General features: G+C 63.2%; 17 protein-coding genes. 11 read left to right on the top strand and 6 right to left on the bottom strand.

Translation table 11 applies throughout. The annotated features are described in order from the left end of the window. Positions 1-77: 77 nt before the first annotated feature. From urtB to ureC, 10 genes are all read left to right on the top strand, one after another. A complete protein-coding gene (gene urtB / locus BM321_RS18835) occupies positions 78-1,580 on the top strand; it encodes an urea ABC transporter permease subunit UrtB (RefSeq protein WP_092443947.1) in 1,503 nt (500 codons plus the stop codon). Next, positions 1,580-2,656 (top strand): urea ABC transporter permease subunit UrtC, encoded by a 1,077-nt coding sequence (gene urtC / locus BM321_RS18830; protein WP_092443945.1) that lies wholly within the window; start codon positions 1,580-1,582, stop codon positions 2,654-2,656. Before urtB ends, urtC begins: the two co-directional genes overlap by 1 nt. Then, positions 2,656-3,516: an urea ABC transporter ATP-binding protein UrtD gene (gene urtD, locus BM321_RS18825; protein WP_092443943.1), complete on the top strand. Its 861-nt coding sequence runs from the start codon at positions 2,656-2,658 to the stop codon at positions 3,514-3,516. The genes urtC and urtD overlap by 1 nt, the downstream gene beginning before the upstream one ends. A 133-nt stretch (positions 3,517-3,649) precedes the next feature. Continuing rightward, positions 3,650-4,348, top strand: coding sequence for an urea ABC transporter ATP-binding subunit UrtE (gene urtE / locus BM321_RS18820; protein WP_092443941.1), 699 nt, complete (start codon positions 3,650-3,652; stop codon positions 4,346-4,348). Positions 4,349-4,378: 30 nt separating this feature from the next. Next, positions 4,379-5,230 carry an urease accessory protein UreD gene (locus BM321_RS18815; protein ID WP_092443939.1) on the top strand — a complete coding sequence of 284 codons (852 nt, stop codon included), beginning with the start codon at positions 4,379-4,381 and terminating at the stop codon, positions 5,228-5,230. Positions 5,231-5,380: 150 nt separating this feature from the next. After that, positions 5,381-5,683: an urease subunit gamma gene (gene ureA, locus BM321_RS18810; RefSeq protein ID WP_003197350.1), complete on the top strand. Its 303-nt coding sequence runs from the start codon at positions 5,381-5,383 to the stop codon at positions 5,681-5,683. Between the two features lie 9 nt (positions 5,684-5,692). Further along, complete coding sequence (locus BM321_RS18805) at positions 5,693-6,226, top strand: GNAT family N-acetyltransferase (RefSeq protein WP_092443937.1); 534 nt, start codon at positions 5,693-5,695, stop codon at positions 6,224-6,226. Positions 6,227-6,233: 7 nt separating this feature from the next. After that, positions 6,234-6,767: a GNAT family N-acetyltransferase gene (locus BM321_RS18800; RefSeq protein ID WP_060739380.1), complete on the top strand. Its 534-nt coding sequence runs from the start codon at positions 6,234-6,236 to the stop codon at positions 6,765-6,767. Further along, a complete protein-coding gene (locus BM321_RS18795; RefSeq protein ID WP_014336352.1) occupies positions 6,764-7,069 on the top strand; it encodes an urease subunit beta in 306 nt (101 codons plus the stop codon). Before BM321_RS18800 ends, BM321_RS18795 begins: the two co-directional genes overlap by 4 nt. Before the next feature lie 141 nt (positions 7,070-7,210). Further along, positions 7,211-8,911 carry an urease subunit alpha gene (gene ureC / locus BM321_RS18790; protein ID WP_092443963.1) on the top strand — a complete coding sequence of 567 codons (1,701 nt, stop codon included), beginning with the start codon at positions 7,211-7,213 and terminating at the stop codon, positions 8,909-8,911. Positions 8,912-8,980: 69 nt separating this feature from the next. Here ureC and BM321_RS18785 read toward each other — a convergent pair whose 3' ends face one another. The 3 genes from BM321_RS18785 to BM321_RS18775 all read right to left on the bottom strand — a co-directional run bounded on the left by BM321_RS18785 (position 8,981) and on the right by BM321_RS18775 (position 15,430). Next, entirely contained in the window at positions 8,981-14,005 is a 5,025-nt protein-coding gene (locus tag BM321_RS18785; protein ID WP_092443935.1) for an NEL-type E3 ubiquitin ligase domain-containing protein, read from the bottom strand. A gap of 112 nt (positions 14,006-14,117) precedes the next feature. Beyond that, a complete protein-coding gene (locus BM321_RS18780; RefSeq protein WP_092331010.1) occupies positions 14,118-14,417 on the bottom strand; it encodes a chaperone modulator CbpM in 300 nt (99 codons plus the stop codon). A 74-nt stretch (positions 14,418-14,491) separates the two neighbouring features. Next, positions 14,492-15,430 carry a DnaJ C-terminal domain-containing protein gene (locus BM321_RS18775; RefSeq protein ID WP_092331008.1) on the bottom strand — a complete coding sequence of 313 codons (939 nt, stop codon included), beginning with the start codon at positions 15,428-15,430 and terminating at the stop codon, positions 14,492-14,494. 293 nt (positions 15,431-15,723) lie between these two features. Here BM321_RS18775 and BM321_RS18770 point away from each other — a divergent pair, with 293 nt between their 5' ends. Then, entirely contained in the window at positions 15,724-16,998 is a 1,275-nt protein-coding gene (locus tag BM321_RS18770; RefSeq protein WP_092443933.1) for an Hsp70 family protein, read from the top strand. A gap of 124 nt (positions 16,999-17,122) precedes the next feature. On the opposite strand, the gene BM321_RS18765 is transcribed toward BM321_RS18770, so the two are convergent. From BM321_RS18765 to BM321_RS18755, 3 genes are all read right to left on the bottom strand, one after another. Further along, positions 17,123-18,136 carry an AI-2E family transporter gene (locus tag BM321_RS18765; RefSeq protein WP_092204820.1) on the bottom strand — a complete coding sequence of 338 codons (1,014 nt, stop codon included), beginning with the start codon at positions 18,134-18,136 and terminating at the stop codon, positions 17,123-17,125. A gap of 230 nt (positions 18,137-18,366) precedes the next feature. Further along, a complete protein-coding gene (locus BM321_RS18760; RefSeq protein WP_092443931.1) occupies positions 18,367-18,648 on the bottom strand; it encodes a PsiF family protein in 282 nt (93 codons plus the stop codon). A gap of 199 nt (positions 18,649-18,847) precedes the next feature. Continuing rightward, on the bottom strand, positions 18,848-19,738 hold the full coding sequence (locus tag BM321_RS18755; RefSeq protein WP_092443929.1) for an esterase/lipase family protein: 891 nt from the start codon (positions 19,736-19,738) through the stop codon (positions 18,848-18,850). Positions 19,739-19,818: the final 80 nt, after the last annotated feature.

The raw sequence follows: 19,818 nt of genomic DNA, 5'->3' as shown, positions 1-19,818 counted from the left end.
CCAGAAGAACAGTGACTGACACACCGCTATCGCGAGCAAGCTCGCTCCCACAAAAAGCACTGCGCAAGGCCTAGCATATGCCCACCGCCCTCTACCGCCTCATTCTCGCCCTGGTGCTGCTGTTGCCACTGGAGGCCCACGCCGGCGACGCCGAAGACTTCGTCGCCGCCAACCCGACCCAGCAGGCCAAACTCCTGGAAACCTGGGCCGCGCAGCCGGAGCCTGAACGTGTCGAACTGATCAACGCCCTGCAACAAGGCCAGTTGATCGTCGACGGCCAGCCAAAAACCCTGCGCCTGAACAACCGCTTGCGGGGACTGATCGAAACCGCCCTGGCCAGCCATCAACTGCTCGCCGTCGATGCCCGCGTACGCCTGGCCGCCGCGCAGCAACTGCAAAAAAGTGCCCGCCCGGCGCAACTGGCGTTTCTCGACCGGCAACTGGCCGGTGAGCAGGACGAAACCGTACACGCCGCCCTGAGCCTGGCCCTGGCGAACCTGCAACTGGTGGACACCAACCCGAACGTGCGCCTGGCCGCCGTCCGCCTGTTGGGGGAAACCGGCGATCCACTGGCCCGCACCCGCCTGGAAGGCCTGCTCGAACCCGGCGTCGAAACCGATGCCGCCGTGCGCACCGCCGCTGAAACCAGCCTGGGCCAGGTCAAGCGCAAGCTCCTGGTGGGCGAGTTGCTCGGCCAAGCCTTCAGCGGCATGTCCCTGGGCTCGATCCTGCTGCTCGCCGCCCTCGGCCTGGCGATTACCTTCGGCCTGCTGGGGGTGATCAACATGGCCCACGGCGAGATGCTCATGCTGGGGGCCTATTCCACTTATGTGGTGCAACTGCTGTTCCAGCGCTTCGCCCCGAACGCCATCGAGTTCTATCCGCTGATCGCCTTGCCGGTGGCATTTTTCATCACCGCGGCCATCGGCATGGCCCTGGAGCGTACGGTGATTCGCCACCTCTACGGGCGGCCGCTGGAAACCCTGCTCGCCACCTGGGGCATCAGCCTGATGCTGATCCAACTGGTGCGCCTGGTGTTCGGTGCGCAGAACGTCGAAGTCGCCAACCCGGCCTGGCTCTCGGGCGGGATCCAGGTGTTGCCGAACCTGGTGCTGCCGTACAACCGCATCGTGATCATCGCCTTTGCCCTGTTCGTGGTGGTGCTGACCTGGCTGCTGCTGAACAAGACGCGCCTGGGCCTGAACGTGCGCGCCGTAACGCAGAACCGCAACATGGCCGCCTGCTGCGGCGTGCCCACCGGCCGGGTCGACATGCTCGCCTTCGGCCTCGGCTCGGGCATCGCCGGGCTCGGTGGCGTGGCCCTGAGCCAGATCGGCAACGTCGGCCCGGACCTGGGCCAGAGCTACATCATCGACTCGTTCCTGGTGGTGGTGCTCGGGGGTGTCGGTCAGTTGGCCGGCAGTGTGTTCGCCGCGTTCGGCCTGGGCATCGCCAACAAGATCCTCGAACCGCAGATCGGCGCCGTGCTCGGCAAGATCCTGATCCTCGCGCTGATCATTCTGTTCATCCAGAAGCGTCCGCAAGGCCTCTTCGCGCTCAAAGGACGGGTAATCGACTGATGAACCAGCCCCTGATGCTCACGGCCACGCAAAAGGCCGGTCCCAAAATCACCCTCGCCGTCGGCGCGCTGATCCTGGCCGTGCTGCTGAGCCTGCCCTTGCTGTCGCTGCTGGCGGCGGACAATCCGCTACACGTCTCGGCCTACACCCTGACCCTGGTGGGCAAGATTCTCTGCTACGCCATCGTCGCCCTGGCACTGGACCTGGTCTGGGGCTACGCCGGCCTGCTCTCCCTGGGCCACGGCCTGTTCTTCGCCCTGGGCGGCTACGCCATGGGCATGTACTTGATGCGCCAGGCCGCCGGGGATGGCTTGCCGGCGTTCATGACCTTCTTGTCGTGGACCGAGTTGCCTTGGTACTGGGCCGGCACCGACAGTTTCCTCTGGGCGATGTGCCTGGTGGTGCTGGCGCCGGGGTTGCTGGCCCTGGTGTTCGGCTTCTTCGCCTTCCGCTCGCGGATCAAGGGCGTGTATTTCTCGATCATGACCCAGGCCCTGACCTTCGCCGGGATGCTCCTGTTTTTCCGCAACGAAACCGGGTTTGGCGGCAACAACGGCTTCACCAATTTCCGCTCGATCCTGGGCTTCGGCATCACCGAGCCCGGCACCCGGGCGGTGCTGTTTTTCGCCACGGTGTTGCTGCTGGTGGCGAGCCTGTTCATCGGCTGGCGCCTGGCCCGCAGCAAGTTCGGCCGGGTACTGACCGCCCTGCGGGACGCGGAAAACCGCCTGATGTTCTGCGGCTACGATCCCCGTGGTTTCAAGCTGTTCGTCTGGGTGTTGAGCGCGGTGTTGTGCGGCCTGGCCGGGGCGTTGTACGTGCCGCAGGTGGGCATCATCAACCCCAGCGAAATGTCGCCGACCAACTCCATCGAGGCCGCCGTGTGGGTCGCCCTTGGCGGGCGCGGCACGTTGATCGGGCCGTTGCTGGGCGCCGGGGTCGTGAATGGCATGAAGAGCTGGTTCACCGTGGCGTTTCCTGAATACTGGCTGTTCTTCCTCGGCGCCCTGTTCATCGTCGTGACCCTGTATCTGCCCAAGGGTGTGATCGGGTTGCTGAAGAAAAGGAGCGAATGATGCGAATCACACCTACGGCGGATTTCATGCTCGAACCCATCCTGGAGCCCAACAAGGACCAAGGCAGCAGCCGCGACGCCATCGGCCTCGGCCAGGCAGCCGGCGTGGGCCTGAACACCCGCCACGGCACCATCCTGACCCTGGAAGACATCAGCGTCAGTTTCGATGGCTTCAAGGCCTTGAACGATTTGAACCTGTACATCGGCGTCGGCGAATTGCGCTGCATCATCGGCCCCAACGGCGCCGGCAAGACCACCCTGATGGACGTGATCACCGGCAAGACCCGCCCCAGCCACGGCAAGGCCTGGTTCGGCGAGACCCTGGACCTGACGAGCATGAGCGAGGTGCAGATCGCCCAGGCCGGCATCGGGCGCAAGTTCCAGAAGCCCACGGTGTTCGAAGCCCTGAGCGTGTTCGAGAACCTGGAGCTGGCGCTCAAGACCGACAAATCGGTGTGGGCCAGCCTGCGGGCAAGGCTCACCGGCGAGCAGCACGACCGTATCGACGAAGTGCTCGAGACCATCCGCCTTGCCACGTCGGTCGACCGCGCCGCCGGGTTGCTGTCCCACGGGCAGAAGCAGTTCCTGGAGATCGGCATGCTGCTGGTGCAAGACCCGCAATTACTGTTGCTCGACGAACCGGTGGCGGGCATGACCGACGCCGAGACCGAGTTCACCGCCGAACTGTTCAAGTCCCTGGCGGGCAAGCATTCGCTGATGGTGGTGGAACATGACATGGGCTTCGTCGGCGCGATCGCCGACCACGTCACCGTGCTGCACCAGGGCAGTGTGCTGGCCGAAGGGTCGCTGGAACAGGTGCAGGACAATGAGCGGGTGATCGAGGTGTATCTCGGTCGCTAGAGCGGCAAATGCTACTCCCTGTGGGAGCGAGCTTGCTCGCGATGGCAGCGACACATTCAGCACCTAAGCAAGCTGACCCACCGCTATCGCGAGCAAGCTCGCTCCCACAGGGAACTTGAGGAGAATCTGGAACATGCTGCAGGTCGACAAGCTACACCAGTACTACGGCGGTAGCCACATCCTGCGCGGCCTGTCGTTCGACGCCAAGATCGGCGAGGTGACGTGCCTGCTGGGGCGCAACGGCGTGGGCAAGACCACCCTGCTCAAATGCCTGATGGGCCTGTTGCCGGCCAAGGAAGGCGCGGTGAGTTGGGAAGGCAAGGCCATCACCACGTTCAAGCCGCACCAACGGGTGCATGCCGGCATTGCCTACGTGCCCCAGGGCCGGGAAATTTTCGGACGACTGACGGTGGAAGAAAACCTGCTGATGGGCCTGTCGCGCTTTCCCGGCGCCGAAGCCAAGGAAGTGCCGGCATTCATCTACGAATTGTTCCCGGTGCTGCTGCAGATGAAGCAACGCCGTGGCGGTGACCTGTCCGGCGGCCAGCAACAGCAGCTCGCCATTGGCCGGGCCCTGGCCAGTCGCCCGCGCCTGCTGATTCTCGACGAGCCCACCGAAGGCATCCAGCCCTCGGTGATCAAGGAGATCGGCATGGTGATCAAGAAGCTGGCGGCCCGGGGCGACATGGCGATTTTGCTGGTGGAGCAGTTCTACGACTTCGCCGCCGAGTTGGCCGATCAGTACCTGGTGATGTCCCGGGGCGAGATCGTGCAGCAGGGGCGCGGAGAAAATATGGAAGCCGAGGGTGTGCGCGGACTGGTTACGATCTAGTCTGTAGCGTCCTGACGATAATCAGAAATCATGAATCTACCTGTCTGTTCATTGGCGCCTTCGGCCCTGTTCACCCCCAGCTGGCACGCCGAGCTGGAATTGGGCTATGCCCGCTTCGGCGAGTGCACACGCCCGGTACAGCGCCGCCACAAAGGTCCGCTGCGGGTGCAGAAGCACTTGTACGCCGAAGGTCCCGAGGTGTGCCAGCACATCATCGTCCACCCGCCCGGTGGGATTGCCGGCGGTGACCGGCTGGACATCTCGGCCCATGTCGGCCCTGGCGCCTGGGCGCAACTGACCAGCCCCGGCGCGGCCAAGTGGTACCGCGCTGCCGGCCCGGCGTACCAACAATTGACACTGAGCGTGGCCCCCGGCGCGACCTTGGAATGGCTGCCCCAGGAAACCATCGTCTTCAGCGCGGCCCAGGCCGAACTCGGCACGAATATCGACCTGCAGGGCGACGCACGCCTGTTCTACTGGGACATGGTCGCCCTCGGCCGACCGGCCAGCGGCGAGCGGTTCGACCTGGGGCACTTTCAATCGCGACTGGACATTCGCCGCGACGGCCAGTTGCTGTGGCATGAGCGTCAGCGCATTGTGGGCGGTGATGGGCTGCTGGACTCGCCCATCGGGCTGGGCGGCGATCCGGTGTTTGCCACGTTGCTGGTGACCGGCGAGATCGACAGCGAGTTGCTGGAACACTGTCGATCCCTGGGCCACGCCGTGCGCGGCGACCTGACCCAATTGCCCGGCCTGGTCGTGGCGCGGTGCCTGGCGAGCGAGGCGTTGCTGGCGCGGGGGTGGTTGATTGAATTGTGGCGGCTTCTGCGCCCGGCGCTGCTCGGTCGGGAGGCCATGCCCCCGAGAATCTGGAGCACCTGAATTGGCTTTCCTGTGGGAGCGAGCTTGCTCGCGATAGCGGTGTACCAGCCAACGGTTATGTTGAATGTTCGATAGCTATCGCGAGCAAGCTCGCTCCCACAGTGGAATGGGTTTACAGCGAATTTATTTATCTGCCTTTATGGACTGCACATGGACCTGACCCCACGCGAAAAAGACAAGCTGCTGATCTTCACCGCCGGCCTCGTCGCCGAACGACGGTTGGCCCGGGGCCTGAAGCTCAACTACCCGGAGGCCATGGCCTACATTTCCGCTGCGCTGCTGGAAGGCGCCCGTGACGGCCAGACCGTCGCCGAGCTGATGCACTACGGCACCACGCTGTTGAGCCGCGAGCAGGTGATGGAAGGCATCCCGGAAATGATCCCGGAGATCCAGGTCGAAGCGACGTTTCCCGACGGCACCAAATTGGTCACCGTCCACCAACCCATCGCCTGAGGCCACGCCATGACTGCCCATGTTCGTGACGCCCATGCCGCAGACCTGCCGGCGATCCGCGAGATCTACAACGACGCCGTCCTCAACACCACGGCGATCTGGAACGAACAAGCCGTGGACCTGGGCAATCGCCAGGCCTGGTTCAGCGCCCGGCAGACCCAGGGCTACCCGGTACTGGTGGCCGTCAACGCCGAAGACAACGTGCTGGGCTACGCTTCGTTCGGCGACTGGCGGCCGTTCGACGGCTTTCGCCACACCGTGGAGCATTCGGTGTACGTGCGCAGCGATCAACGTGGCAATGGCCTTGGCCCGCTGCTGATGGCCGCGCTGATCGAACGTGCCAGGGCCTGCGATAAACACGTCATGGTCGCGGCCATCGAAAGCGGCAACGCGGCCTCGATTCGCCTGCACGAGCGGGCCGGGTTCGTGATCACCGGGCAGATGCCCGAGGTGGGGACCAAGTTCGGCCGCTGGCTGGACCTGACCTTCATGCAGTTGAACCTCAACCCCGGGGCGCTACCGCCTGCCATCAACAAGGAGTGAAAAGCCAATGAACGCCGCCCAGTTGCGTCGGGTCCACGCCGAGAGCTTTGCGCATTATCGCCAGGGCCTGATCGATCTGTTGCTCGACGCCGTCGGCTACGGGGCCAGCGTGGGGTTCATGGCCGATCTCGATGCCGTCCAGGCCCGCGCCTATTTCGACGAGGTCCAGGCCAGCCTCAACCAGGGCCACCTGCTGCTGTGGGTGGTGGTCAAGGATGAACAGGTACAGGCCAGCGTCCAGCTTGCCCTGTGCCAGAAGCCCAACGGCCTCAACCGCGCCGAAGTGCAGAAGCTGCTGGTCCGCGGAGAGGCTCGCCGCCGCGGGCTGGGCCAGCAATTGATGAGCGCCCTGGAACTTGGCGCCCGCCAGCACAAGCGTGGCCTGTTGTACCTCGACACCGAGGCCGGTTCCGAGGCCGAGGCCTTCTACCGCGCCATGGGCTACACCCGCGTCGGTGAACTGCCCGACTACTGCCAGAGCCCGGACGGGACCTACACCCCGACCGCCATTTACTACAAGATTTTGGGGCAACCGCAATGATTCCAGGGCAATACCAGGTCCAGCCCGGCGACATCGAACTCAACGTCGGTCGCCGCACGCTCACGCTGAACGTCGCCAACAGCGGTGACCGACCGATCCAGGTCGGCTCGCACTATCACTTTTTCGAGACCAACGACGCCTTGACCTTCGACCGCGCCGCCAGCCGTGGCATGCGCCTGAACATCCCGGCCGGCACCGCGGTGCGTTTCGAACCGGGCCAGAGCCGCGAGGTGGAGCTGGTGGACCTGGCCGGGCATCGCCGGGTGTTCGGGTTTGCCGGGCGGGTCATGGGCGACCTGTAAGTCATAGGGTGCCTGCACTGGCCTCATCGCGAGCAAGCTCGCTCCCACAGGGAAACGCGATCAAATGTGGGAGCGAGCTTGCTCGCGATGAGTGAGCGCAGCGAACGGTTTCAACATTCAATTGAATTCCAAGGCAAGCACATGAAGATTTCGAGACAAGCCTACGCCGACATGTTCGGCCCCACCGTCGGCGACAAGGTCCGCCTGGCCGACACCGAGTTGTGGATCGAAGTGGAAAAAGACTTCACCACCTACGGCGAAGAAGTGAAATTCGGCGGCGGCAAGGTGATTCGCGACGGCATGGGCCAGAGCCAACTGTTGGCCGCCGAGGTCGTCGACACCTTGATCACCAACGCGCTGATCATCGACCACTGGGGCATCGTCAAGGCCGACGTCGGCCTCAAGGACGGGCGTATCGCCGCCATCGGCAAGGCCGGCAACCCGGACATCCAGCCCGATGTGACCATCGCCATCGGCGCCAGCACCGAAGTGATTGCCGGCGAAGGCATGATCCTCACCGCCGGCGGTATCGACACCCACATCCACTTCATTTGCCCCCAGCAGATCGAAGAAGCGCTGATGAGCGGCGTCACCACCATGATCGGCGGCGGCACGGGCCCGGCCACCGGGACCAACGCCACCACTTGCACCTCCGGGCCGTGGCACCTGGCGCGCATGCTCCAGGCCGCCGATGCCTTCCCGATGAACATCGGCTTCACCGGCAAGGGCAACGCCAGCCTGCCGGAACCGTTGATCGAGCAGGTCAAGGCCGGGGCCATCGGCCTGAAGCTGCACGAAGACTGGGGCACCACGCCTGCGGCCATCGACAACTGCCTGAGCGTGGCCGACCAGTACGATGTGCAGGTGGCGATCCACACCGACACCCTCAACGAGTCGGGCTTCGTGGAAACCACCCTCGCCGCGTTCAAGGGCCGCACCATCCACACCTACCACACCGAAGGTGCCGGTGGCGGGCATGCACCGGACATCATCAAGGCCTGCGGTTTTCCCAACGTGCTGCCCAGTTCCACCAACCCGACCCGGCCGTTCACCCGCAACACCATCGACGAGCACCTGGACATGTTGATGGTCTGCCATCACCTGGACCCGAGCATTGCCGAAGACGTGGCCTTCGCCGAAAGCCGCATCCGCCGCGAGACCATCGCCGCCGAAGACATTCTCCACGACCTCGGCGCCTTCTCGATGATCAGCTCCGACAGCCAGGCCATGGGCCGCGTCGGCGAAGTCATCACGCGCACCTGGCAGACCGCCGACAAGATGAAAAAGCAACGCGGCGCCCTGCCCGGCGACGGCGAAGGCAACGACAATTTCCGCATCAAGCGCTACATCGCCAAGTACACCATCAACCCGGCGATCACCCACGGCATCAGCCATGAAGTGGGTTCCATCGAAGTGGGCAAGTGGGCCGACCTGGTGCTGTGGCGCCCAGCGTTCTTCGGCGTCAAGCCGACGCTGATCCTCAAGGGTGGGGCAATTGCCGCCAGCCTGATGGGCGACGCCAACGCCTCGATCCCGACGCCACAACCGGTGCACTACCGACCGATGTTCGCCAGTTACGGCGGCTCACGGCATGCCACCAGCCTGACCTTCATCAGCCAGGCCGCCGCCGAGGCCGGGTTGCCGGAACAACTGGGGCTGAAGAAAAGAATCGCCGTGGTCAAAGGCTGCCGCGACGTGCAGAAGACCGACCTGATCCACAACGACTACCTGCCGAGCATCGACGTCGATCCGCAGACTTACCAGGTCAAGGCCGACGGCGTGTTGCTGTGGTGCGAACCGGCCGACGTGCTGCCGATGGCGCAGCGTTATTTCCTGTTTTGAACCGGTGCAGTTCCTGTGGCGAGGGAGCAAGCTCCCTCGCCACGGTTTTCATTGCCTGAAAGGATCAGCCTACAGGTCGGTACTTCCCGGCAACTGCTCCAGCTCGGTTCGCGTCAACGACTGGACCAGTTCCGCTTCCTTGATTTTGTGTTGCAGGCCCAACGCCTCGGACTGGCTGATGTAGTCGGCTTCCTCCAGGGTCCCGGAGGCCTTCGCTTCATCCAGCTCGATCTGGTTGGCGATAAGGGTGTCATTCAGCGCCTGGAAGGAGGCCCCATGGGCCTGCTTCAAATAATCGATCCAGAAATCCCGGCCCACCAGCGACTGAAACTGCTGGGGGGAATCGTCCAGCCCCAGCACCTCTTTGGCAGCGGCATCGAGCTGTTCAGGGGTGACATCTCCCAGCGTGAGAAAAGCCCCGCCTGCGGGTTGCCCCGGTAGCCCCAGTCGATCCTTGAGCCCCACACGGTAAGCCAGGCGGACCTCGACTTCTTCTATCAGCGCCAGGTTTTCGCGCTTTTCATCGTTGGTCAGGTCGGTGCGGGCATTGATCGCATCACGGCGCCACTGGATATCCTGCAGGGCAATACGCTCTACCTCATCGAGGCGAAACAGCCCCTTGGCCAGCCGGACCAGTGCTGCCGCCTCATCCTTTCCAACCGCCAAGGCCCTCGCGTTGTGGATCATCAAGCGGATTTCCAGATAGCTGAAGGACAAGGCTGCGCGATCTTCACAGGCCGGTTGGCCGGCCAGGTCGAACAGTTCATGACGCAAGTCGGTGGCGTTGCCCATCGCCTCGAGCATCTGCCAGACGCGGGCCTGGAGGTTCGGATAATCCTCCAGCCCCTGATAAGAGTTAGCCAACCGATGCAACAACTCAAAAAACTCTCCCGAGTGCTGCTCATCCGCCAGGCTTTGCCACAAGACTCTTTTTTCCGCCAGTTGGCCCGCAGGCAGGTCGCGCAGCCATTGCTGCATATTCGGTGGCCCGACCGGCGCCGAAAACCCGAACGCCTCGGGCAAACGCAGGACGGCCCATTCAGGACGCGTCTGCAAGACCGTCGCCCAATAATCACGCATGCGCTGTTGGACCCCCTCGCTCAACGGGTTGCCCTGCAGCAACGTCACGCGATTCAGACGTGCCGTGGCATGGGCACGCTCGACGGGCGGGTCGAGCAGGTGATCCGGGACCTGGGTCAAGCCGTTGTCGCGCAAGTCGATCAGCTCCAGCGGCTGGTCGCGCAGACCGGAGGGCCAGGCAGTGATCCCGGTGTTCTTCAGGTGCAATCGTTCCAGGTCAGGTAGCCTGCTGAAGTCCGGCAGGCGCATCAGCAGGTTGTGATCCAGGTCGAGGTTTTTCAGCCGGCCAAGACTTTGCAGGATTTCAACGCTACGACGTGTCAGGCCGATCTGGTTATTCGCCAGCCGAAGCGTCTCCAGATTTCGCATCCCCTCCAGGGTTCCGGGAATATCCATCAGCCTGTTCCTGGACATCTCCAAGCGCTTGAGGGAGGAGAACCCGCTGAGGAAGCCGTCGCAGTGATGCAGCGTCAAGCCCATGTCAGACAACATGAGTACGCCCACATGGCTGAAGTCGGCTGTAAGCCGCGGCAATGGCCCGACGTTCAATCCGCTCAGATCAAGTTCATGCCCGAGCCTGCGACCATCCGCTCCCATCACGACCCGGGTCTGGCGCCTCCAGCATCGCTCGATTTGTTCGACGACCGCCTGTCTGAGCCCTTCCGGTACTTGCAGATAGCTATCGCCCACGTAACGCCACCCCAGGGTAGCGACCCAAAGGTCCAGATCCCGACGCAGCATTTTCAACTCGACTTTACGTCGTTTGAGCTCCCTCACCGCGCCATTGCCCAGCGATCGCAACAGCGCCTCGGTCTGCTCCGCCGTGTAGCTCGGGTACAGCTCCTGCACCCGACTCTCCGGCGAGCGGCCCAGGCGCAACCAATCCCGCAATCCACCCAGGGGGTAACCGACTTGGCCCGAAGCCAGGCGCATCGGCGATTGGAAGGCGGGCTTGAGCGCGGGCATCTTCAAGCGGCTCGCCAGCGTATCCCGGTCCACGGGCGAAGCGCCGATGGCCTCTCTCAACCGGTCGCCGTGATGGATCGAGGGTCGAGCCATGGCCCGGCGTTCGGCATCCGGCAGAGCATGCTGCAAGGCATCGAAGACACTGCCCCAATGGCTCAACTCATTGCCGCTGTCGTCAAAGGCCTGGTAGACATCATCGTCCTTGACCACGACCTTGGTCTGCGTCGCATTTTGCGGCCCGATGCTGTCGATCAAGGCGCCAGACACATCGGCCTCGCGCAATTCGATGCGCACCGTGTCGCTCCAGCCAGGCAAGGTTTCCAGGGTCGCCAACACCAATCGAGGCGTGTCCGCCGTGGCCAAGGCGTCCTGATACAGGCCTTCGTAGGCTCGGTTCAAACGCACCCTGCGCTGATAATGACGCAGCTCTTCGGCGATGCGCAGCGGGATGGGCTTGGTCTGGCTGGCCTCGTCGAAATCCCAGGCGGCCATTTGCTGCAACTCTTCGGTACCGGCCAGGGTGATGATCTGCTCGATCGCTTTTGCCGGAACCGAGGGAAAGCGGGACTTGATCAGCGTGACACGGGGGTCACCTCTCGTCTCGTCCATGGCGTAGTAATCGTTGAGCAACTGCACCTTTTCATTTACGGCCGCTTCGGCGAGTGCCTGGCGCAGGTGCCGGACGCGAGCATCCATGTGGGTTTTCGCAATCGGCGGGCTCGCCGTGGCCAACAGGTCGGCGCCTGCGGCATCCACCGCTTCGATCAGGTTCTTCAACAGCGAAGGTGTGCGGACCTTGGCCTCGGTAAGGCTGGCTTCACGAAACGAGGTCTCGCCTTCCGAGGGCCGGATGTATTCCCAGCGCGTCCGCCCGGCGCCGTCGACAACCTTCAGCTTCAGCCCTCTTGGCCACGGGCCGTATTGGCTCAGCAGGTGCAACATCGGCTCGGCCAAGTCATGGTCCAGCGGCTCCTCGCTTTGCAGTTGCCCGATGAACGTGTCGATTTGTCGGCAGAGGTCGAAACGGTCCAAAGTGTCGGCCAGCAACGCCGGCACCGGCTCGCCCTCGACATGCATCCGTCGCAGCACGTCCTGCGGGGTCGCGCTGGCGAGGCGGATCTGCTCCAGTTCGGCATCGCTAAAGTTCTTGACGCCGTGGCCCAGGCGCCTCATCAGTGTCGGGCCTTCCCAGCTGCGCGGTTGCTCCAGTTCGTGGTGCCAGGCACCGTTGCCGTTGCCCGTCAGCTCGGGCTGGTAGGCCTGCGGACGGGAAGGATGACGAATGCGATAGCGAAGGGTCTGCGGGTCCTGTCGCACTTCATAATGTTGCTCACCCAGCGGCAGAACCTGCCGGTCGCCGACCCGATACAGGCCCTGGGTATCCGGACTCGACGTCGCGGGAGGCGCCAGTTCACTTTGATAAACGCTCAGGTCGGGACGCCACAGGCGCGATTCGCCGTTGGCCAATTGCACCGGCTCCAACTGATCCACCGCGCCCGACCATCGAATGTGCGGCAGCACCGCCGCACCGGTGGCGACGAAGGCCGTGTTGAGGGCCACGCTGGAAAAATGCGCCCACATTTCCCGGGTCTCGCCACGTTCGAACGCCTCGATGCCTTCGAAGGCCTCGTTGAACATCTGCACCGCCCCGACCGTCAACATCAGCGGCCCCAATCCTGGCACGACGAACGCCGCCAGGTTGAACACGTCGACCACCGCGTCCAGGTAACTGTCCAGGCGCGCCAGCCGGGCTTTCCTGTCTTCATCACCGGTAGGCACCGCCACCGCGCGGGCGTCAGCCTGGATCTTCTCGATCTGCCGCAGGCGTAGCGAGCCCCACAAGTCGCCGGGAATCGGCGCCGTGGTCATGGGCAGGTTGCGCAACGACGATCTGAGTGGGTAATCGGCCTGGTCATCGGCCGCCGGGGAGATTTGGTAGAAGTGCTTGAACTGCCGGAAAAACACCCCTTGCTGACGCAGCGGCACGAAACGGCTGAAGAAGCGGCGGTAGGCGCTACCGTGCAGGCGTCGCCGCAGTTCGACCATGAAGTCGGCGCTGGAGGCATAGCCTTTCAGGGGATGCTCGGGGTCGCCCGGAAGGTAGGCCACGACCGGCACCACCCGGCGGCTGTTTTCAAGGTCGGGGCCGATCAACAACGGGCCGACCAGGTCGATGTCGAATACTTTCAGGGAGGTGAAAGTTACGGCCTGGCCATCGAGGGTGACGTCTCTGGCCCCGTCGATCACCCGCTGCAACATCGAGTAGACCGCCGGGATGATATCGGCCTTGGCCCGGGCGATCTCGATGTTCAGCGCCAGGCCCTGCCTGTGATGCTCCTCCAGTGAATGATCCAGCGGGTTGTACGTCTTGCTGTCGTCGGGCCGCAGGACAGCGTTGATGTGCGCCTGATACTGGCGCCCCAGGTCCAGGGTACGGCACAACGTGGCGAAGGCTTGCGGGGCAATCGGCAATGCCCCTGCGCGAACGGCGTCGATGGAAGGCACCACTGCGCCCCCCTCGGACGGACGCACCGTGGTAATGAGGCTGCAATCGGCGCAGGCGGGCTTGCGCGCTTCCTCTGGCGCGAAATTGGCCAGCGCCGCCTCCAGCAATGAAGTGCCACGGTATTCGTAGCGATCGAAGTGGCCGCCCTCGCTGTCCAGGACCAGCGCTCCAAAAAAATCGTCGCGGGTCTTGCGCCCGTACTTGCGGACGAAATACACCTCGTTGACGTTCAGCGTGAGATTGAACTCTTCCAGGAGCGCCTGCTCGAGCAAGGGTTCGGCAAAGGCGCGGATGTCCTGGATATTGCCCAGCCGGTTGTCGACCTGGTTCAGGCGTTCGCGGTAGCGGGAATGACTGTCCTTGAGGCTGTTCCAGAGGTCGGGGGAGGCTTTCGCGTACCAGTCCGGAAGCGTCAGTTCATGGTCGCTCAGTTCCTGCTGGCGTTGCACGATGGCCCCGCTGTACCAGCCGGGAATGCGGGCTTTGAGCAGGTCGAAATGCTCGCCTTGGGGAGTGGCGAGACGGGGGGTGAAGCCTGGCATATCGGGTCATCCTTGACGATGGAAAACTCGAGCCTAACCCGTGTGCCGCCGAGGCGTGCGGTAACTATTTATTGCTTTTTCGACAAGACATGACGGATACGAACCGCCACGGTCATTCCACCCAACGGCCCAATTGCTGGCGCAGCCGACGATTCTCGGCACGCAGTTGCTGGACTTCCTCCAGCAGGTCCAGCGCCAGGGCGACGCCTTCCCATTCCAGTTCCAGCTCGCGGCGCAATTTGGCCGCACGGCGGGCCAGGACCAGTTCATAGTCGGTAAAACGCCAATCCGCAGGAGCCGCGCCGTGGGGTTCGAGGATGCCGTGGGCGACGATCTCGATCACATGGGCGTCGGCCAACGCGGCAGCCTCGCAGAATTCCGTCAGGGTCAGTTCAATGATCGGGTTGTTCATGGTCTGCTTCTCCCAATGCTTTAACTGTCGAGTCTCGCCACAGGTTTTGTGTTCAGTGGGTCATCAACCACAGGTCAGAAATTCTCCCGCGGATCGAACGCCGCTTTCTTCGCCAGTTCGGCCCACAGCGCCTTGACCGCTTCGTCGCTGGCCTTGGGCATCACGGCCTTGAGCTGCACGAACAGATAGCCGCGCTCGCCGGCCTTGTTGCGCAGGCCATGGCCCTTGGCGCGCATGCGCTGGCCGTTCTGGCTGCCGGCCGGGACCTTGAGGTTGATCTTGCCGGTGAGGGTCGGCACCGCCACTTCGGTGCCCAGCGCCAATTCCCACGGGGCCAGGGGCAAGGTGATGATCAGGTCCTGGCCTTCGACGTCGAACTTGGGGTGCGGAGCGAAACGAATGGTCAGGTACAAGTCGCCGTTGGCACCACCACCGACACCCGGCGCGCCCTGGCCCTTGAGGCGGATGCGTTCGCCGTCGGTCACGCCCAGCGGGATCTTCACGTTCAGGCTCTTGCTGGTGTTGCTCACGTGTTGGCCGGCCGCGTTGTATTGCGGCACCTGGAACGAGACCTTCTTCGACTCGTTCGACAGGGTTTCTTCCAGGAAAATCGGTAATTCCATTTCCACGTCTTGCCCTCGACGGCCGGCGCTGCGACCTGCCTGTCCGCCACCGAAACCCGACCCACGGTTACCGAAGATCGAACTGAAGAAGTCCGAGAAATCCCCGGTGTCCTGGCCGCCGAAACCACCACGGCTCTGCCAACCCGGCGGGCCCTGAAACGGCTGGCCGTGCTGGCCGTAGCGGCGCAGGTCGTCGTATTCGGCGCGTTTGTCGGCACTTTTCAGCGCTTCATAGGCTTCGGAGACGTCCTTGAACTTGGTCTCGGCGTCTTTTTCCTTGCTCACATCCGGGTGGTACTTGCGCGCCAGCTTGCGGTAGGCAGCCTTGATCGTGCTGTCGTCCGCCGTGGGCTCGACACCCAGGATCTTGTAATAGTCTTTGAAATCCATCTAAGCATCACCATCCGTTATCGATGTCGCACCGCACGCACAGCATGCCCGGATGACCGGACAGCGGGTTGACCGACCTCAAGATTGGGACCGGGCGGCGCGTCAGAAGTTTATCGGCAGCTGGCGGCGGTTCTTGCACCCGCCTTGCGCTACCAGGCTCATGCCAGCAAGTTTGGGGGTATAAGAGAGTCTTTCAAGGCCTGCGGTCGAGAATTAGCAGATAACCGGCCTTCGAATCCGCGCCCCACTGACATACACTGCGCGGCCGTTTTTTCAACTGGAACCCGAAAGACATGAAAAACGCATCCCCGGCCCGTGCCTGCGGCATCGACTTTGGCACGTCCAACTCCACTGTCGGCTGGCTGCGCCCCGGCATGGAAACGTTGATCGCGCTGGAGGACGACAAGATCACCCTGCCTTCGGTGGTCTTTTTCAATCTCGAGGAACGCCGCCCGGTGTATGGCCGCCTGGCCCTGCACGAATACCTGGAAGGCTACGAAGGCCGGCTGATGCGCTCGCTCAAGAGCCTGCTGGGCTCCAAGCTGATCAAGCACGACACCAGCGTGTTGGGCACGGCCATGCCCTTCAAGGACCTGCTGGGGTTGTTCATCGGCCAGTTGAAGAAACGCGCCGAAGCCACCGCCGGTCGGGAATTCGAAGAAGTGGTACTGGGGCGCCCGGTGTTTTTCGTCGACGACGATGAAATGGCCGACCAGGAAGCGGAAAACACCCTGGTGGACGTCGCCCGCGCCATCGGCTTCAAGGAGGTTTCGTTCCAGTACGAGCCCATCGCGGCGGCCTTCGATTATGAATCGACCATCGAGAAAGAAGAGCTGGTGCTGATCGTCGACATCGGCGGCGGTACTTCGGACTTCTCCCTGGTGCGCCTCTCCCCCGAGCGCCGCACCCACGACAACCGCCACGCCGACATCCTCGCCACCGGTGGCGTGCACATCGGCGGGACCGATTTTGACAAGCAACTCTCCCTGGCCGGCCTGATGCCGCTGTTCGGCTACGGCAGCCGCATGAAAAGCGGCGCCTACATGCCCACCAGCCACCACATGAACCTGGCGACCTGGCACACCATCAACGCGGTGTACTCGCAAAAGTCCACCCTGGCCCTGGGCAGCATGCGCTACGACATCGAAGACACCGGCGGCATCGACCGGCTGTTCAAGCTGATCGAACAGCGCGCCGGGCATTGGCTGGCGATGGAAGTGGAAGAAACCAAGATCGAGCTGACCCACACCGACCAGCGTCATTTGCTCCTGGACCGGATCGAGCCGGGCCTGAGCGTGGACCTGAGCCGCGTGCTGTTCGAGTCGGCCATCGACGGCTTGCTGGAGCGGGTGCGCGGCAGCGTCACGCAGTTGCTGGGCGATGCCGACGTGCGGGTCGATCAGGTCGACACGGTGTTCTTCACCGGCGGTTCCAGCGGCATCCCGGCGCTGCGCAACAGCGTCTCGGCGATGCTGCCCCAGGCGCGGCACGTGGAAGGCAATATCTTCGGCAGTATTGGCAGCGGGTTGGCGATCGAGGCGATGAAGCGCTACGGCACGCAGGTCTGATCCCAGACCGAGGCGCCTGCATCGCGAGCAAGCTCGCTCCCACAGGGATCGCATAGGCACTGATATCTCCTGCGGGAGCGAGCTTGCTCGCGATGGCGCCAGATCTGGCACCATCCCTACCGGATCAGACCATCCCGATCTGTTTCAGCTCACTTTTGATATACGCATAGTAAATCGGCCCCGCCACCACTCCCGGCAACCCGAACGCGGCTTCGAACACCAGCATCGCCATGAGCAATTCCCAGGACTTGGCGCTGATCTGCCCACCGACGATGCGGGCGTTGAGGAAGTATTCGAGCTTGTGGATCACGATCAGGTAACCCAGCGCCGCCACGGCGACCCAGATCGACAGCGACAGACCGACAATGGTGATCAGCGTGTTGGACATCAGGTTGCCGATGACCGGCAGCAGCCCCAGCAGGAAGGTCATCACGATCAGGGTCTTGGTCAGCGGCAGTTTTATCCCGAACAGCGGCAGCACCACCGCCAGGAAAATCCCGGTGAAGAAGGTGTTGAGCAGGGAGATCTTGATCTGGGCGAAGACGATGTTGCGAAACGCCTTGACCAGCAGGTTCAGGCGATCGAACAGCGCCGCGGCCAGGGGTTTGCGCTTGGTCAGGTCGGGGATGCGCTGCAAGGCGACGATGGCCCCCAGTACCATGCCGATCAGCAACGTCACGAACATATGGGCCGCGTCCTTGCCCACCAGTTGCAGGTCGCTCAGGTGCTTGCTCACCCAGTCGCCAATGGCCACTCGGAACTCGGCGGCGCTGGCCGGCAGGTAGGCGTCGATGAATGGCGGCAATTGCCCTCGGGCGCGGTCGACCACCGTCATGAACTTGTCCAGGGAGGCTCCGGGGTTTTCGGCCTCATGGAGCAGGAAACTGATGGCTCCGGCGAAGATCAGCGTCAGCACACTGACCACCAGCGTGCCCAGCAACGCCACGGCCAGCCAGCGGGCACGGCGACCTTCGATCAGGCGCTGCAGCTGTGGGGTGAGCATGTTGACCAGCTCGAACACCAACAACCCGGCCAGCAGGCTCGGCAACAGGCGCAGTGGCAGCACCAGCAACAACCCACCAAAAATGATCACCCAACTGATCACCAACAATACATGACGCTGAGAAAACGTTGGCATACAGCCTCAGGACAAAACGGCGTGAAAGGATCGGCAGTCTGCCAGCGATCCACCAACAGCACTAGACATTGTATCGACCGATCCTGGACAGGGTTCAGCTGTTTTTTTGCAGTGCGTGCCGTCCCCATCGCGAGCAAGCTCGCCCCACCATGGATTTGTAGTGCCCGGTCCATGGTGGGAGCGAGCTTGCTCGCGATAAGGCCCTCACAGGCTGGAGAAAAACCCAGCCCTTATTTTTTCTTCAGGCACTCACTCATGAACGCCTTGCGGGCATCACCCTTCAGGGCCTGGGTGGTGGCCGTGGCGTTACAGGTCTTCATGCGTTCCTGCGGGGTGCTCGATGCAGCCTTGAGGCAGGTGCTCATGAACGCCTTGCGCTCGTCGCCCTTGAGCGCCTTGGCGGTGGCGTCGGCGTTGCAGGTGGTCATCTTGGTCTGCTGCGCCGTCGCGGCGAAGCCTTGGGAACACAACAGCAAACCGATCATCAACAAAGGCACACGCAGCATCTTCATGGTGTTTCTCCTGGCTGCCGCACGAGGGTACGGCGATGAGGTGCAGTGTAGACAAAGCCTGTTACACCTTCATCTGTTGGCTCTGCTGTGCCTGGTCCATCGCCATCGCGAGCAAGCTCGCTCCCACCATGGGCCGAGCGCTGCAAATCCCCTGTGGGAGCGAGCTTGCTCGCGATGGCGGCCAACTCGATCCGACCCCCTACACCCCGGCCGCCTTCAACCGCTGCGCATGCTCGACAAACAACCGGACCGGCTCGGCCCCCTTGCCCACCAGCCCCAGCGACTGGTTGACGATGTCGAAGTGGTCCAGCGGATAATCATCGCCGATGACCGTGCCCAGGTGTGAGCTGCAGCGGCCGACCATGCCGTCGCACTGTCCCGCTTCCCTGACAAAGGTGCGGGCAAATAAACGGCAAGTGCGGTTGGTGCCATCGAACAGATTGCGCCCCTTATCGGTCTTGCCCGGCTGCAAGGTGCCGGACCACGAGTAATAGCGCACGCCATTGACCTCTTCCGGCCCCTGCCCGCCCCAGGTAACCGGCAGGCCCTGTGGATAATCTTGATTGAACAGCGCCACCCCGGCGGTGGTCAGGGAGGCGTGGGAAGCTTGGATATCCACTGTCAGCTTCGGCCCGCGATAGCCGGTGTCCAGCAGGCTCATCAGGGCGTTGATCAGGCGCAACACGGCACTGAGCACACGCCCCTTGGCACTGTCGGCCGGGTAGTGGGCCTGCAGGTAATCGGCCAGTTCGGAGCCATGGTTGGGGCCAGCCACCGACGTGACCGACGCCACCAGGTCCGGGCGTTTGGCGGCGGCATAACGGGCGGTTAGGCTGCCCTGGCTGTGGCCGATCAGGTTGACCTTCTGCGCACCGGTTTGCCGCAGGATGTCGTCGATCAATGCCAGCAACTGCTCGCCACGCACCTCGGACGAGTGCAACGGCGAAACCTTCACCGCCACCACCACGGCACCACCGCGACGCAACGCCGAGACGATCCCATACCAGTACGGATACAGCACCAGGCGTATGAACCCGAGCATGCCCGGGACCAATACCAGCGGGTAACGAGTGGCGCAACGTTGCGACATGGCGACATCCTTGTGATCAAGAGGGATCAGCATCCGTACCGATGATGACCCGTCTATGACACCCGTGTCACTTCATGTAC

It is taken from the genome of Pseudomonas sp. NFIX10 (assembly GCF_900111955.1).
Lineage (GTDB): Bacteria > Pseudomonadota > Gammaproteobacteria > Pseudomonadales > Pseudomonadaceae > Aquipseudomonas > Aquipseudomonas fluorescens_AA.
The sequence above is the reverse complement of the archived record's forward strand: the minus strand, read 5'-3'. Positions and strand labels throughout refer to the sequence as shown.